Source organism: Segatella baroniae DSM 16972 = JCM 13447, from assembly GCF_000426585.1.
GTDB lineage: Bacteria > Bacteroidota > Bacteroidia > Bacteroidales > Bacteroidaceae > Prevotella > Prevotella baroniae.
Genome location: NZ_AUFQ01000015.1, coordinates 1 through 16,056, shown reverse-complemented (window position 1 = coordinate 16,056; position 16,056 = coordinate 1). Strand labels below are relative to the sequence as shown.

The window sequence follows — 16,056 nt, the reverse complement described above, 5'->3', positions numbered from 1 at the left end:
ATCGCCCGTCCCTTTCAGTCCCGTCCTTCCCGCCCCCTTCTCCTCCGCCTTCCCCTCCGCCTTCCCCTCCAATCAAAAAAAGCAAAAAACAAACGAAAACATGAAAATAAACCCCAAATACACCCACTTGCAGGCCTGGCTTGCAGCCCTTCCGTCCCGCTTCGAAAACGAAGGCGAGCATGTCTACGGCGGCAGGCGCAACCTCATCAAGAAGTTCACGGCCCCCGACGGCACCGTCCTCAACGTGAAACGCTACCGCCGTCCCCGCCACGTCAACCTGCTGATCTACTCCCTGGGCATTCGCAAACCCAAGGGACAACGGGCCTGGGAATATCCCGAAGTGCTCCGCAAGGCCGGCTTCGACACGCCCGAGCCCGTGGCCTACATCGAGAAGCGCCACCTGGGACTGCTGGGCTACAGCTATTTCATCAGCCTGCAATGCCCCTACCGCCACGACATGTACGAGTTCGGCCGCGCCAAGAAGGGCAGCTACGAGGACTTCTGCAGCGCCTTCGGCCGCTACACGGCACGCCTCCACGCCGCCGGGATCATGCACCTCGACTACTCGCCGGGCAACATCCTGTGGGACCGCGACGCCGAAGGCCGCTTCGTCTTCTCCCTGGTCGACATCAACCGCATGCGCATCGGCCCCGTCGACAAGCGGCAGGGCTGCGCCAACTTCGCACGCCTGTGGGGCTCCATCCGCTTCTTCATGCTCCTGGCCCGCAGCTACGCCACCGCCCGCGGCTTCGACATCAACGAGAGCGAGCGCCTCATCCTCTCTGCCCGCCGCAAGTTCTGGACCAAATACTTGAAGAAACACAGTGTTTCCTACCAGGTAAAACTGTAGAAAACAGGCCATTCATCATCTCTATCAACCAGACCGCATGAACATCCTCGTCATCCGCTTTCGCCAGATGGGCGACGCCATCCTTTCTACCGTGGTGCTCAACACGCTGCGCCGCACGTTTCCCGACGCCACCATCGACTTTGTACTCAACGCCAACCTCTGCGCGCTCTTCGAGGGCCATCCCTCGATAGACCATCTGATTCCCTTCAGCTATGACGAACGCCACAGCGTGTGGTGCTATCTGCGCAAGGTGTGGCAGACGGTGCGCCGCGGTCGCTACGACGCAATCATCGACCTGCGCTCCACGCCCAACACCCTGCCCTTCGTGCTCTTCTCCCCACGGTCGCGCTTCCGCGTCGGACTGCGCAAACGCCACCGCATCGGGCTATACAACCACACCGTCATGCCCTGTCGCGCCGACCAAAACATCATCGACCACAACCTGTCCTTCCTGCGGCCGCTTGAGGAAGTGGCCCCCATCCGGTATGATTCCATGTTCTCGCTCCATATCACCGACGAGGAACATGCCCGCTATCGCGCCTATCTCAGGGCCGAAGGAATCGACCTGCAACGCCCCATTCTGCTGGCCGGCGTCACCGCCAAACTGCTCAGTAAGACCTGGGATGAGGACCGCATGACGGCGGTGTTGCGCCGAATGACGCAAACTTGGCCCGACATGCAGTTCATCTTCAACTATGCGCCGGGCCAGGAGGAAGCCGCCGCCCGCCACATCTACGAGCGATTGGGGAGTCCCCGCAACGTCTTTATCGACGTGCAGGCCCGCAGTCAGCGTGAGTTGGTGGCTCTGTGCTCGGCCGTGACCATGTATTTCGGCAATGAGGGTGGGGCTCGCCACGTGGCGCATGCCTGCGGCAAACCCTCGTTCGTGGTGTTCGCGCCGAATGTCAGCAAGGCCAAATGGCTGCCACGGAACGACGTTCCGGCCGAAGGCGTCACCGCCCTTGAACTGGGTGCCACGCCCGACATGCCCTGTGCGGAGGCCTACGGATACATAACGGTCGAAGCCGTGTGGCAGCGACTCCGACCGTTTGTTGAGTTGTTGGGGTGTGAGGGTGTAAGGGTGTAAGGGTGTTGGGATGAATAGTTACCTTTTTTTATCTTATAGAGAGGAACGCAGTCTCTTCAAATAGACGAACCAACTATTCATCCCAACACCCTCACAACCCAACACCCCAACACCCCAACACCCCTACAACCTAACAACCCAACAACTCCTTATAAAGCGCGATATATTCCTTGGTGTATCGCTCGAAGCTGTACGTCCGTGCATAGTCTATTTCGGCGGGATCTGCGGGCCGGCGCAACCCTTCCTTCACCACCTCGGCCATGTATTGCGGCTCGAAACGGTCCCAATAGACGGCATAGTCGCGGCCTATCTCCGGCAGACACGTCATCCGCGACGAGAAGACACGCTTGCCGAACTGCATCGCTTCGATGAGCGGCAGGCCGAAGCCTTCGAGCCTGCTGGGGAAGAGAAAGGCGTCGCAATGCGTGTAGAGCCACACCTTCTCCTCGTCGCTGACAATGCCCGGCAGGAAGATGCGGCCCGTGTCGAGCTCGGCGACGCGGCGTTCGAGCCGTCGGGCGTACTTGCCGCGCTTGACACACTTGTCGCCGCAGATGTAGAGCGTGTAGCCCTCCATGTAAGGCATCATCTCCACCAGCTTCATGAAGTTCTTCTTGTCCCTCACCTGTCCGATGGTGAAGAGTATCTTGTTGTCGTCCTTCACGAAGTCGGGCTTGCGCATGGGCTGTCCCGGCAGCCATCCCACGCCGTTGTAGATCACGCGGTGGCCCTTGCCGCGGAACCCTATGTGGCGAGCCACCTCATTCTCCACAAACTTCGATATCGTCGTCACGTAGTCCGACTGCGCGATGTAGCGCTTCTGGCGCCACTGGTGCTTCCAAACGCTGTAGAACTGCTTCTCGTAACGATAGTTCAGGTCGTGGATGGTGTATAGCTGCAGCCGCCCCGGAGCATGCTGACGGAAGCGGAACAGCTGCGTCGTGGCGTGCCACAGGTCGACAGGCTTGCCCAACGCCGCAAGGTCGGCCTCGGCACATTCCTTGCGGATGTAGTCGAAACGCGGCCCGAGGAAGCCCACGAACCGCTCGGGCACCATCAGGATGAAATGCAGTTGGTCGTCGAGTTGCAAGGCCAGCTGGCTGCTGAACTCCTTTTCCACATAGCCGAAGCCGCAGTAAGTGCCCAGATGTGAGAGGTCAATCAGAACATTCTTCATTAGAGATATCTATTCGTTGTTTTTGCAAAAGTAACGATATTGCGCGACAATTCCATCTTCTTTCCTGTTTTTCATGGCGTTAGCCCACCTTTTTGCCCCTCAAACGCCGCCACGTTACGTATATTTTTCATACCTTTGCACCCGCAACAGTAATGATACGTCATGATGAAAGAACAACGACCACGGATATCCGACGCCGAGACGCGCGAAATGCAACAGTATCTCCTGGACATCCTCACATCCATCCATAGCGTCTGCCAAGCCCACGGGCTGCGCTATTATCTCATCGCGGGCACCATGCTGGGTGCCGTCCGCCACCAAGGGTTCGTGCCCTGGGACGACGACGCCGACGTGGCCATGCCCCGCGAGGACTACGACCGGCTCGTGGCCCACGCCAACGAGTGGCTGCCCCCGCACCTGGAACTCGTCAGCGGCGTGCAGAATCCATACTATCCCTATGCTTTTGCTCGTATTCAGAACAAGAATACCACCTATATCCTGCGCCGTTGCTTCAACTTCGCCGGCGGACTGCCCGTCGACGTGTTCCCCCTCGACGGCATGACACGCAACCCCCTGGCCCGCTACATCCACTACCGCCGCTACGACGTGCTCATCCGTCTGATGTATTTCGCCCAGCGCGACCCCTACAAGCACGGGCGCGGCCTCGGCTGCCTCTTCATCAAGCTGTGCCACAGGCTGTTTTCACAGTCGTGGCTCCACCGCCGTCTCGACGCCCTTCAGCGGCAGTATTCCATCGAGAAGACGGGGCTCGTGGCCGACCACGACAACAAGCCCTGTCGCGGAATCCTGCCCCGCGAAGTCTACGGCACGCCCACGCCCGTCTGCTTCTGCGGCCACGCCCTCATGGGCGTACAAAATCCCGACCGCTACCTGCGCTACTGCTACGGCGACTACATGACGCCGCCCCCGCAGCTTCCCCCGCAGAACTTCCGCCATCTCGACCTGACGAAGCCTTACCGAGAATACAAGAAGGAACATCCCGAATACAAATAGGGGAGAGGCGCCCATGGCAAATAGGCGAGGCGCCGACGGCAAGGCAATCAACCACCGACGGCAAGGCAATGAACCACCGAAACAAAAGTCGCCGATCGCCTGTCGTCCGATTCGCCATCCCTTGGATTCCCAAAGCAGCCCTTTCACAAGATGAAAGGGCTGCTTTCATCTTCCAACAGCTGGCCTTTTGTCGTCCAATCGCTGCCCTTTTACAACGTGAAAGGCCAGCTCTCGCTTTTCATGAAAAACGGGAGTTCTAAACAAGAAACACGTGGCGTCTCAGCCAGTGCGTTGCGGGCGGTCCGAAGTTCAGACAGAATACAATGCACATTTGGGGCGATACGCCAGCTACCGCCTTGGCGGTAGTGCGCAGTGCACCATGGCCATGCTCCCATGAACCGACCTGACACGGCTTGTTTTACACTCTCTAAAAAGTAAAAAGGAGGAAAAAGGGGTCCTTTTACCTTTTTACCTTTCCTTTTGCCTTTTACTTTTTTACCTTTTTACCTTTTTTATTACCTTTGCACTCGTCTTGCGCAGGAAGCAAGGCATTCTTTTTATTTTATTTTATGTACAAAACGATTTTCAACAAGCGCAGTAGTTTGCGGTTCAAGCACTTCTCGAACCACGGCTACGCCCTCTTCTCATGCTTGGGCAAAGAGGTGATCATCGGTACGTTGAGCGTCGCTACGTTGACCCATGCCAAGGCCGACGGAATCAGCGACGACCTTACCAAGATCTCCGACACCGCCTACAGCTGGCAGAAGACGCTCGACGAGGTGCAAGTCACCGGTTCGAGGGCGCCGCTGACGCAGAGTCAGCAAGCGAGAATGGTAACTGTACTGAGCCGCGAGGACATTCAAGCGGCGCCGGTGCAAAGTGTTAACGATCTGTTGAAGTACGCCGTGGGCGTCGACGTCAGGCAACGGGGACCCGGCGGGGCACAGACCGACGTGAGCGTGCGCGGCGGCAACTACGAACAGATCACGGTTTTGCTCAACGGTATCAACATTGGCGACCCGCAGACGGGCCACAATGTGGCTGACTTCCCAGTCGACATCAGTGAGATCGAGCGCATCGAAGTGTTGGAAGGGCCGGCCGGACGTGTCTACGGAACGTCGTCGTTGCTGGGTGCCATCAACATCGTGACGAAGACGCCACCGCGCTCCAGCCTCTCGGCACATGCCGAAGGGGGCAGCTTCGGCTATCTCAGCGTGGGCGGAAGGGCCAACATGGCCCGGGGAAGGTGGAACAACCAGCTGTCGGCAGGCTATGCCCGCAGCGACGGTTACACCCGCAATGGCCAGGGAAAGCTCAACACCGACTACCGAAAGACACGGGCTTTCTACCAAGGCAACTACACCGACGACGACCTGACCGTGAGCTGGCACGCCGGCATGAGCCTCAAGGATTTCGGTTCAAGCACGTTCTACAGCCCGAAATTCGACAACCAATTCGAACACACTTTCAAGTCTTTCACCGCCCTACAGGCCGAAACGCGCCGCGGACGGGTCCGTTTCCGTCCCGCCATCTACTGGAACCATCAGTACGACCGCTTCGAGTTGCTGCGTGGCGACGACGCCCGGACGGGCAAGATTCCGTTCAACTATCACCGCACCGACGTGATGGGCGTCAACCTCAACGCCTATGTGGACTGGTCGCTGGGCCGCACGGCCGTGGCCGCCGAGCTGCGCAATGAAGACCTCGTCAGCACAAACTTGGGCGAACCGCTGCACCAGCCGCGCCCGATACACGGCACCGGCCGTCAATACAAGAAGGGACTGAACCGCACCAACACGCAGTTTGTGCTGGAACACAACGTGTTGCTCAGCCGGCTGACGCTCTCGGGCGGCATTGTGGCGGCCAAGAACAGTTGGGGCGAACGCCCGATGCACGTCTATCCGAGCCTCGACGCCAGTGTGCGCGTGGGCGAAGGACTGAAGGTTTACGCCAGTTACAACACATCGTTGCGCATGCCTTCGGTGACGGAACTCTACTACAGCAAGGGCGGCCACTTGGCCGATCCCAACCTGAAGCCCGAGGAACTGACCGCCCTGGAGGCCGGCGTGCGCTATACGTCCAATGCCGTGACGGCGTCGGCGTCGGTCTTCCACAACCATCACACCAACCTCATCGACTGGATCAGTGACGGAACGAAGGACGACACGGGCGCCCTGCTGTGGAAGTCGGTCAACTTCGGCAAGATCAACGCCGTGGGTCTGGAGGCGCAGATGAAGCTGGACATGCGGCTACTGCTGCGCGGCCAGCGGCTGTTGCGCGAGTTGGGCCTCAGCTATTGCTATATCCAACAGCACCACGACGAGCCTTCCGACATCCAAAGTCTTTACGCCTTGGAGTATCTGAAGAACAAATTCGTAGCCAACGCGCGTCTGCAACTGTGGCGACAGCTCGAACTGGCCCTGCACTACCGCCTGCAACACCGCACGGGAAGCTACAAGGACCTGGCCGGCGCGTCGCATCGCTACGGCACCTACGGGCTTCTCGACGGCAAGTTGCAGTGGAACGCGTCCACCTGGAACGTATATCTGGAGGGCAACAACCTCACCGGCCGCAAGTTTGTCGACATCGGCAACGTGCCCCAGCCCGGCCTTTGGGTCGTAGCCGGCGGCGCCGTTCAGATTAATCTATAAAGGTTGTGAGGGTGTAGGGGTGTGAGGATGAACGGTTACCATCGACTTGGAAAGCGATTCAGTCGATTCAGTACAGTCAGACTAAACATTCATCCCAACACCCCAACACCCTCACAACTCCCCCTCCACCCCCTCACAACTCCCCCACATTTAACTTCTTTAACTCCCCAACACCGAAAACTTGCGCCATTTAGCTTAACTTTGCATTTGATTATGGTGCTGAACTATATTTGGATTGCTTTTTTTGTCATCGCTTTTCTCTTTGCGATCATCGGACTGTTGATGGGCGACACGACCGTCTTCCAGAAGATTGTCGACTCCACTTTCGACTCTTCCAAGACGGCATTCGAGACCTCCCTGGGGCTGACGGGCGTGCTTGCGCTGTGGCTCGGTATCATGAAGATCGGCGAAAAGGCCGGGGCCGTCAACGCGTTGGCCCGCATGCTCAGCCCGGTGTTCACCAAACTCTTTCCCGAAATACCCAAGAACCACCCCGCCATGGGCTCCATGTTCATGAACATCGCCTCGAACATGCTGGGATTGGACAACGCCGCCACGCCCACCGGACTGAAAGCGATGGCCCAATTGCAGGAACTCAACCCCAAGAAGGACACCGCCACCAACCCCATGATCATGTTTCTGGTGCTCAACACCAGCGGACTGACCATCATCCCGACCACCATCCTGGCCTTCCGTGCGTCCTACGGGGCCGCCATGCCTACCGATGTATTCATCCCCATCTTACTTTCGACCACCATTGCCACGCTCGCCGGCATCGTGCTGACGCTGCTGTGGCAGAAGACGAGCCTGCTCCAGCCGGCCCTCCTGGCCACGCTGGGCTGCATCATGGCCTTTGTGGGGCTGCTCATCTGGGGCTTCGGACGGATGGACAAGGACACGATGGCCACGGTGACGAGCGTCGGGAGCAACCTGATACTGCTGAGTGTCATCGTCAGTTTCATCCTGGCGGGGCTGTGGAAGCGCGTCAACGTCTACGACGCCTTCATCGAAGGAGCCAAGGAAGGCTTCACGACGGCCGTGCGCATCATCCCCTATCTCGTGGCCATCCTCGTGGCCGTGGGCGTCTTCCGCGCCTCGGGGGCGATGGACATGGTCATCGGCGGCATTCGCCGGGGCGTGGAGTGGCTGGGGCTGAACAGCGACTTCGTGGGCGGTCTGCCCACGGCATTCATGAAACCGCTGAGCGGTAGCGGCGCCAGAGGCATGATGCTGGAGGCCATGAAGACCTACGGCGCCGACAGTTTCGTGGGCCGGCTGAGCTGCGTCCTGCAAGGATCGACCGACACCACCTTCTATATTCTGGCGGTGTACTTCGGCAGCGTGGGCGTCAAATACACGCGCCACGCCGTGGCCTGCGGCCTGCTGGCCGACCTCATCGGCACGATGGCGGCCATCGCGGTGTGCTATCTGTTCTTTTAATCCAAACAAACCATGGCAAATCTGAAGTCTTTATTGAAAGATACCGCCATCTACGGTATCAGCACCATTGCGTCCCGGTTCATCAACTACCTGCTCGTGCCCATCGAAACCTTCTCATGGGTGGCCAGCGGGGGGCAGTATGGTATCATCACGAACGTCTATTCCTACATCGGAATCCTCATCATCGCCCTCACTTTCGGCATGGAGACCACCTTCTTCCGCTTCGCCAACAAGGAAGGAGAGGACGCCCGGATGGTCTATTCCACCGCCCTGCGCATGGTGGGGGGCGTCGCCGTGGCCTTCGCCGTGGGCGTCATCCTCTTTCTCAAGCCCATCGCCACGGCCATGGGCTACGGCGACCATCCCTGGTACATCGGCTCCATGGCCATCTGCGTGGCCATCGACGCGTGGTCGTGCATCATGTTCGACTACCTGCGCTACCAGCACCGACCCGTCAAGTTCGCCACGCTGAAGTGCCTCAACATCGCCATCAACGTGGCCCTCGTGGCCCTTTTCCTCATCGTTTTCCCCCTGCTGCGCGTCAACGCGTTCGGCATTTACGACGCCGACTTCGTGCCCGACGTGGGCATTGTGTTCTATCTGAACCTCGTGGTGAGCGTCATCACCACGCTCCTTCTGCTGAAAGAGATGCGCGGAATCACCTTCGGCTTAGACCGGGCGATGTGCCGCCGCATGCTCTCCTACACGTGGCCCATGCTCATTCTCGGCGTGGCGGGCCAGCTGAACCAAAGCGCCTCAACGCTCATCTTCCCCTATTTCTACGACGGCAGCATACAGGAGGCCCGCGCGCAGCTGGGCATTTACGGCAGCACCATCAAGATAGCGATGATCATGGTCATCATCACGCAGGCCTTCCGCTTCGCCTACGAACCGTTCGTGTTTGCCAACAAGAGCGCCGACAAGAAGGAAACGTATGCCAAGGTGATGAAATACTACATCATCTTCACGCTACTGGCCTTCCTCTGCGTCATCGGCTACATGGACATCCTGCGCCATGTGGTGGCCCCCGACTACTGGGAAGGACTGCGGGTGATACCCATCGTGATGGCTGCCGAAATCATGTTCGGCGTCTATTTCAACCTCAGCTTCTGGTACAAGCTCACCGACCGCACCATCTGGGGTGCCTACTTCTCGGGCCTGGGTTGCGTGGTGCTGCTCACGATAGACGTCCTGCTCATCCCACGGTTCAGCTACATGGCCTGCGCCTGGGCCGGTTTCGCCGCCTACGGCGTCAGCATGGTGGCCAGCTACGTGTTCGGGCAGAAGTATTATCCCGTGAACTATCCGCTGAAAGACATCTTCCGCTACGTGCTTCTGGCCGTGGTTCTCTTCCTGGGCATGAGCTTCGCCAACCGCCAATGGGGCTCGTGGACGGCCATGGGCTTCAACACGCTGCTGATTCTGCTGTTCGTCGGCGTCATCATCAAACGCGACCTGCCGCTCGGCAGTTTGCCCGTCATCGGCAGGAAGTTCCGCAAGTAGTTTCCGAAAGCAGCCCTTTTGGCCGCTGAAAGGGCTGCTTTGAGGAGCTGAAAGGACTGCTTTTACACGCTAAAAGGGTTGCTTTCAGAAACCCATTGCACAGCCCCTCGCCTCAAGACATCAATAAATCATCAAAAAAGCACATGTCTTTACCCCCCCCAGGGACAACAAGTAGCAACTCCCTCAACCCCTCTACGCACGTGCGTTTATTGTTTCGTACCTTATAACTTTTTAACGCAACTTTCTTATAGGAACTCACGTCAAACTTCCCAAAGCTTCTGAGGCTTATCATATTTCTATAATTCATTAATAAAAACATAGACAATGAGAAAATCAAAAGCACTCTTTTTCCTACTCTCCTCTCTCCTCTCGTTCCTGCCTTCGCATGCCGACGAGGGCATGTGGACGCTCTACAACCTGCCGCAGGCCGTGTATGAGCAGATGAAGATGGAAGGTTTCAAGTTGGGCTACGACGACCTTTATCGCGGGAAAGACGCCGTCAAGAACGCCGTGGTCAACTTCTCGGGCCACTGTTCGGGCGTCGTGGTGAGTCCGGACGGACTCGTCTTCACCAACCATCATTGTGGTTTCGAGGGCATTCGCAGCCATTCCACGGTGGAACACGACTACCTGCGCGACGGCTTCGTGGCCCAAAGCTTCGCCGAAGAGCTGCCCAACAAGAACATGTTCGTGAGCTTCATGGTGGAACAGCGCGACATCACGCCCATGCTCGACAAGCTGGGATTCGGCGTTTTGTCGAAGGAGCGGCAGAACTTCCTGGTCGATTCGCTCGAAAACGCGCTGACCAAGGAGGCCCGGAAGCTGGACAAGAGCTACCACGTGACCGTGGACGCCTTCTACGAGGGCAACCAGTACTACGCCACCACCTATCAGGACTTCCCCGACCTGCGCCTGGTGTTCACCATTCCCAAGTCGATGGGCAAGTTCGGCGGCGAGACCGACAACTGGATGTGGCCGCGCCAGACGTGCGATTTCAGCGTGTTCCGCGTCTACGCCGACCCCAAGACCAACGGACCGGCCGAATACAGCAAGGACAACGTGCCCTATCGGCCGAAGCATTGGGCGCGGGTGAGCCTGCAAGGCTACAACGACGGCGACTTCGCGATGACCATGGGCTATCCCGGAAGCACCAGCCGCTATCTCTCCAGCTATGGCATTCGCGAGATGCGCGACGCCCAGAACACGCCACGGGCACAGGTGCGCGGCGTGAAACAGGAGGTGATGACGCGCCACATGCGGGCCGACGAGGCCGTAAGAATCAAGTATGACTCCAAGTTCGCGCAGAGCGCCAACTACTGGAAGAACTCCATCGGCATGAACAAGTGCATCGATTCCATCGGCATCATCAACCAGAAGAAGGCCTACGAAGACCGCATCGCCGCCTGGCAGGACAGCACCGGCTTCCTGAAAGGGCAGCTCGACTTCGACAAGATGGCCCGGTTCTACGCCCGGCGGTTCGACACCATGCGCAACCTTCTCTACTTCAACGAGACCTTCCGTCGCACAAGCGAGTTTGCCACACGGGCTGCCAAGCTCGACAAGATAGAGATTCAAGGCCCTGAAAAGAATCCGAAGAAGCAGTACATCCTGTTCAAGGACAACAGCGAAGAGTGGGACGCGCCCCTCGACAAGGAAGTGATGGCCACGCTGCTCAAGAACTATCGCGAGCATGCCGACGCCGCCTATCTGCCCGATTTCTACAAGACCATCGACCGGAAGTTCGGCGGCGACTGTCAGGCCTACGTGGACTATCTCTACAAGACGTCGTTCCTCATGAAGAGCGGCACGAAGATCTATGTCAACAAGAAGAGCTACAAGAAGGACCCGGGCGTGCAGTTCGGTCTGGACTTGCTCGAGACGCGCGCCGCGCTGACCACCGGCATGCGTGAATACGCCGACTCCATCGCCGACCAGGAACGCTGGCTCTGCGCCGCCAAGCTGCGCATGGAGGAGGACATGCCCCACTACAGCGACGCCAACTTCACCATGCGGCTCTCCTACGGACAAGTGGGCGGCTTCGACCTGGGCGGCCGCCCGTCGGGCTACTACACCACGGCCGAGAGTCTGCTGGCCAAGATGAAGCAGGGCGACGCGGGCGTCTTCGACTACAAGGCCGAGCCTGTCATGCACCAACTCATGAGTGCCGACGACTACGGACGCTACGCCGACAAGACCAGCGGCAAGCTGCAGCTCTGCTTCCTCACCAACAACGACATCACGGGAGGCAACTCGGGCAGCCCGATGTTCGACGGCAACGGCCGCCTCATCGGCCTGGCGTTCGACGGAAACTGGGACAGCCTGTCGAGCGACATCAACTTCGACAAGCGACTGGCCCGCTGCATCGGCGTCGACATCCGCTACGTGCTCTACATGATGGACAAGTGGGGGCACGCCGACCGACTGATCAAGGAAATAGACGCAAGGTAGAGCGTGGAAGAGTTGACGACTCGCCGACCGACGACTCGTCAACTCCATTCATGAAACGCATCCACGCATGCAACGACTCGACTTATAGACCATTCTACTGATAAACAAATCTACTTATGAAACAAATCATCATCTTTCTTCTGGCCCTCGCCTGCGCCACGACGGCGCAGGCCCAGGTCATCAACCTCTCGGGCCCATGGCAGTGCACGCTGCTCGACGACGCCGAAGGCAAGCCGCTGCCGGCCGACAAACTCGTGACGACGACCGTCCGACTGCCCGGCACCACCGACACCAACGGCCTGGGCTACGCCCCCGCCGACACCACGGAGACCACGCATCTCACCCGTCTCCACGCCTACCGGGGCCGCGCCCGCTACGAACGCGACATCGCCATCCCCCGCGGCTGGACGCTCCGGGGCGCCGTTCGGCAGCTCTTTCTCGAACGGACGAAGACCACCGAGATTTTCATCGACGGCCAACGTGTGGGCGGCAGCAACGACATCTCCACGCCGCAACGCTTCTCATTGCCCATCAACAAGGCCGGACGGCACCGCCTGACCATCGTCGTGGACAACGCCCACGGGCAACCTGCCCAGGTGTATGCCGGCAGTCACGCCATGACCGAGGACACCCAGACCAACTGGAACGGCGTCATCGGCAGCATGTTTATCGCCAACGTGAACCGCAACGCCGTGCTGAAAGCCGACCTGCCTTCGAAGATTGCGCCCATATTCAAGGGCTTCCGCGCCGAGGGACGCCGCTTCATGGCCGACGGCAAGCCCGTGTTTCTTCGGGGCAAGCACGACGCCTGCGTGTGGCCGCTCACGGGCCACGTGGCCATGGACCGGCAGTCGTGGATCGACTACATGCAGAAATTGCAGGCGTATGGTATCAACCACATCCGATTCCACTCGTGGTGCCCGTCCGAACAGGCCTTCTACGCGGCCGACAGCCTGGGCCTCTACCTGCAACCCGAGCTGCCGCTGTGGGGCGATTTCAATGACAAGGACACGGTGTTGATGGACTTTCTCCACAAGGAGGGCGTCAACATGCTGACAGAATACGCCCGTCACCCGTCGTTCGTGATGATGGGCCTGGGCAACGAGCTGTGGGGAAGCGCGGAAAAGATGCAGGAGTTCGTCGCCGACTTCCGACGGTTGGCGCCCGAAATGCTCTTCACCTTCGGCAGCAACCACTGCCTGGGCTACCAAGGCGTGAAGCCGGGCATGGACTATTTCACCACCTGTCGTGTGGGCGGGGAGCCTTGGGGCACCTACGGCACGCACACCCGGGGCAGCTTCGCCTTTGTCGACGCCGCCGACGGAGGGCTGATCAACCACCAACACCCCAACACGAGCTTCGACTTCGACGAGGCCTGCCGCGCCTCCAACGTGCCTGTCATCAGCCATGAGACCGGCCAGTTCCAGAGTTTCCCCGACTTCGACGAAGCCAAGAAGTACACGGGGGTGCTGCGAGCCTACAACATCGACGTGTTCCGCAGGCGGCTGGAGCGCACCGGCATGTTGCCGCAGGCCAAGGATTTCAAGCGGGCCAGCGGCCGATGGGCCTTCGAACTCTACAAGGCCGACGTCGAAGCCGACCTCAGAACGGCGGAGATGGCGGGCTTCCAGCTGCTCGACCTGCAGGACTATCCGGGCCAAGGGAGCGCCTATGTGGGCATGCTCGACGCCTTCATGGACAGCAAGGGATTCACCACGCCCGAAGAATGGCGCGAGTTCTGTTCGCCGGTGGTGCCGCTGCTGGTGAGCGACAAGCTGTGCTTCCGCGGCGACGAACGGCTGAAGGCGGCCGTGAAGGTGGCCAACTACAGCGGTGAGAGATTCAACAACATGGGCATGTATGTACAGCTGACCGATGAAACGGGAAGGAACAAACCGCTTTTCCGCACCATCGGACGGGGCGCGACGCCGCTCGGACTGTCGCTCGCCGACTCCATCGACCTGGACTTGTCGGCCGTCAGGGAGCCGTCGTGTCTGACACTCGAACTGGGATTCATCGACGACACGGGCATGAAGCAGCCGGGGATAGGCCGGAATCGGTATAAGATATGGGTATATCCCGTCGACGGCCTACAGGAGACGGAACCGAAGGGCATTGTCTGCGTCACCGTGATGGACGAGAAGACTGTCAGAAGGCTGGAAAAGGGGGCGCGCGTGCTGTGGACACCCGACTCGGCGGCCTTCGCGGCCAACACCGTAGGCCCGCTCTTTCAGACCGACTATTGGAACTACCGCATGTTCAAGACCATCTCCGAGAACAACAAGAAGCCTGTTTCGCCGGGCACATTGGGCCTCCTCACCGACCCGAAACATCCGCTCTTCCAAGCCTTTCCGACTGCGGAGCACACCGACTGGCAGTGGTTTCCCGTCGTCAAGAACAGCCGGCCGCTCGTACTCGACGCACTCCCGAAGGCCTATCTGCCCATCGTTCAGGTCATCGACAACGTGGAACGCAACCACAAGTTAGGGCTTGTCATGGAGTTCTCGGTGGGCCGGGGCAAGCTGCTGCTCTGCATGAGCGACCTCGCGCGGGCCTGCCGCTATCCCGAAGGACGGGCCTTCACCAACAGCCTGCTGCGCTACATGCAGTCCGACGCCTTCCGGCCGGCCTCACACTATGCCACCTTCGGCCAGCTGGAAAGGCTGCTCCACACCGCTTCGGACGAAGCGAAGATGGAGCGATTGGACAACATTTCGCAGTATTGAGCGGTCAGCTTTTCCACAACTTTGCCGCCAACCGCACGCCCGCCACACCAGCGAGCAGCGTGCACAGCACCACGGCGACATCCATCCAGGGGGTCGACAGCGAAAAAATGACATGGGCATAGTCCTGTCCCATCTCCTCGACGGCGCCCTCATAGTAGGCCTGCACGTCCGCCCAAAGGGGCAGGAAGCGGACTACGGGGACCAAGGCGAGGATGGGATAGGCCCGGAAGAGGCTCTTGTCGGACTCCGAACCGAAGAACCGACGCGCCACATCGGAGAGCACACCGACCATCACCATGAGGACGGCCGTCCGCATGTCGACCTCGCCGAAGGCCAAAAGAAAGACGGCAAAGACCAGCGAGAGCGCGGCACCCAGCCCGGGGCCGCGCCACCGCCGGGCCAGCCAGACGTAGGAAAAGGCGCACAGCAGCGCGGCTACGACGGGACTGGCCGTCCACAAATAAGGAGAAAGAAAACCGGGAAGCGACGCTGCCAACAAACTGAGCAGGTAGACAATGACGGCACAAACCATGCCGATGATTCTGTTATTTTTCATTTTCAAAAGGTATTAAAGCCAGACATGACACTGCCGCCATGCCTTCCATATCGCCAAAAATAACCGAAATGCCAATACGGAACAATACCTAAAACAGATGATTGACAAGCCGACAAGGCCCCTCCAGCAAGCGATATCAATACCATCAACCCCCTTGCTTTTGCCATCTGACAGATTATAATTTTACGTTTTCCCATGTTTGATTATGCAAAAAGGGCGTTTTATCCCTACAAATGAGGACTTTTTCTGATTTCTTTACAACATATAAAAGGTAAACCTTAATTCCGCAACACTATTATAAATTAAACTTTTTAAGTACCTGAGCAACAAAAAGTTGCTCAGGATTTTGCCATGTCAGAATTTTCACTTATCTTAGTGTTGCAAAAAAAAACAAGAGAATCCAACGATAGACATGGCGAAGATACAAATTAAATCTGAGAGACTCACTCCTTTTGGGGGATTATTTTCAATCATGGAGCAATTTGACTCCACATTATCATCTGTCATCGACTCAACCCTCGGTCTAAGGTGTAGATCGTTCGGTTATCAGTACAGCGAAATCATCCGTTCTCTCATGAGTATCTACTTCTGTGGCGGTTCATGT

General features: G+C 58.5%; 11 protein-coding genes and 1 pseudogene. 9 read left to right on the top strand and 3 right to left on the bottom strand.

The features are described from left to right. The first annotated feature begins 100 nt into the window (after positions 1 to 100). On the top strand, positions 101 to 850 hold the full coding sequence (locus tag K334_RS0109825) for a lipopolysaccharide kinase InaA family protein (protein ID WP_027444889.1): 750 nt from the start codon (positions 101 to 103) through the stop codon (positions 848 to 850). A 37-nt stretch (positions 851 to 887) separates the two neighbouring features. Then, on the top strand, positions 888 to 1,937 hold the full coding sequence (locus K334_RS0109820; RefSeq protein WP_025882029.1) for a glycosyltransferase family 9 protein: 1,050 nt from the start codon (positions 888 to 890) through the stop codon (positions 1,935 to 1,937). A gap of 130 nt (positions 1,938 to 2,067) precedes the next feature. Here K334_RS0109820 and K334_RS0109815 read toward each other — a convergent pair whose 3' ends face one another. Further along, on the bottom strand, positions 2,068 to 3,114 hold the full coding sequence (locus K334_RS0109815) for a glycosyltransferase (RefSeq protein ID WP_025882028.1): 1,047 nt from the start codon (positions 3,112 to 3,114) through the stop codon (positions 2,068 to 2,070). A 162-nt stretch (positions 3,115 to 3,276) separates the two neighbouring features. Between K334_RS0109815 and K334_RS0109810 the strand changes: the two genes are divergently transcribed. From K334_RS0109810 to K334_RS0109780, 6 genes are all read left to right on the top strand, one after another. Further along, positions 3,277 to 4,128, top strand: a complete 852-nt coding sequence (locus K334_RS0109810; RefSeq protein WP_238319205.1) for a LicD family protein — start codon at positions 3,277 to 3,279, stop codon at positions 4,126 to 4,128. A gap of 569 nt (positions 4,129 to 4,697) precedes the next feature. Further along, positions 4,698 to 6,779: a TonB-dependent receptor gene (locus K334_RS0109805; RefSeq protein ID WP_025882024.1), complete on the top strand. Its 2,082-nt coding sequence runs from the start codon at positions 4,698 to 4,700 to the stop codon at positions 6,777 to 6,779. Between the two features lie 213 nt (positions 6,780 to 6,992). After that, positions 6,993 to 8,219 (top strand): spore maturation protein, encoded by a 1,227-nt coding sequence (locus tag K334_RS0109800; RefSeq protein WP_025882022.1) that lies wholly within the window; start codon positions 6,993 to 6,995, stop codon positions 8,217 to 8,219. Positions 8,220 to 8,231: 12 nt separating this feature from the next. Continuing rightward, a complete protein-coding gene (locus tag K334_RS0109795; RefSeq protein WP_027444888.1) occupies positions 8,232 to 9,722 on the top strand; it encodes a polysaccharide biosynthesis C-terminal domain-containing protein in 1,491 nt (496 codons plus the stop codon). A gap of 324 nt (positions 9,723 to 10,046) precedes the next feature. After that, positions 10,047 to 12,170 (top strand): S46 family peptidase, encoded by a 2,124-nt coding sequence (locus K334_RS0109785; protein WP_027444886.1) that lies wholly within the window; start codon positions 10,047 to 10,049, stop codon positions 12,168 to 12,170. A gap of 116 nt (positions 12,171 to 12,286) precedes the next feature. Further along, a complete protein-coding gene (locus K334_RS0109780; protein ID WP_027444885.1) occupies positions 12,287 to 14,896 on the top strand; it encodes a DUF8487 domain-containing protein in 2,610 nt (869 codons plus the stop codon). A gap of 4 nt (positions 14,897 to 14,900) precedes the next feature. Here K334_RS0109780 and K334_RS0109775 read toward each other — a convergent pair whose 3' ends face one another. After that, positions 14,901 to 15,452 (bottom strand): MptD family putative ECF transporter S component, encoded by a 552-nt coding sequence (locus tag K334_RS0109775; protein WP_025882018.1) that lies wholly within the window; start codon positions 15,450 to 15,452, stop codon positions 14,901 to 14,903. Between the two features lie 2 nt (positions 15,453 to 15,454). Then, a complete protein-coding gene (locus K334_RS14845) occupies positions 15,455 to 15,649 on the bottom strand; it encodes a hypothetical protein (protein ID WP_154655588.1) in 195 nt (64 codons plus the stop codon). A 215-nt stretch (positions 15,650 to 15,864) separates the two neighbouring features. Between K334_RS14845 and K334_RS14520 the strand changes: the two are divergent. Beyond that, positions 15,865 to 16,056: pseudogene (locus tag K334_RS14520) on the top strand (IS1380 family transposase); the annotation flags it as partial.

Coding starts and splice junctions, on each gene's coding strand:
- K334_RS0109805 (WP_025882024.1), top strand. CDS start 4,698: ATGTACAAAACGATTTTCAACAAGCGCAGTAGTTTGCGGTTCAAGCAC.
- K334_RS0109775 (WP_025882018.1), bottom strand. CDS start 15,452: ATGAAAAATAACAGAATCATCGGCATGGTTTGTGCCGTCATTGTCTAC.
- K334_RS0109780 (WP_027444885.1), top strand. CDS start 12,287: ATGAAACAAATCATCATCTTTCTTCTGGCCCTCGCCTGCGCCACGACG.
- K334_RS0109815 (WP_025882028.1), bottom strand. CDS start 3,114: ATGAAGAATGTTCTGATTGACCTCTCACATCTGGGCACTTACTGCGGC.
- K334_RS0109795 (WP_027444888.1), top strand. CDS start 8,232: ATGGCAAATCTGAAGTCTTTATTGAAAGATACCGCCATCTACGGTATC.
- K334_RS0109785 (WP_027444886.1), top strand. CDS start 10,047: ATGAGAAAATCAAAAGCACTCTTTTTCCTACTCTCCTCTCTCCTCTCG.
- K334_RS0109810 (WP_238319205.1), top strand. CDS start 3,277: ATGATGAAAGAACAACGACCACGGATATCCGACGCCGAGACGCGCGAA.
- K334_RS0109800 (WP_025882022.1), top strand. CDS start 6,993: ATGGTGCTGAACTATATTTGGATTGCTTTTTTTGTCATCGCTTTTCTC.
- K334_RS0109820 (WP_025882029.1), top strand. CDS start 888: ATGAACATCCTCGTCATCCGCTTTCGCCAGATGGGCGACGCCATCCTT.
- K334_RS14845 (WP_154655588.1), bottom strand. CDS start 15,649: ATGGGAAAACGTAAAATTATAATCTGTCAGATGGCAAAAGCAAGGGGG.
- K334_RS0109825 (WP_027444889.1), top strand. CDS start 101: ATGAAAATAAACCCCAAATACACCCACTTGCAGGCCTGGCTTGCAGCC.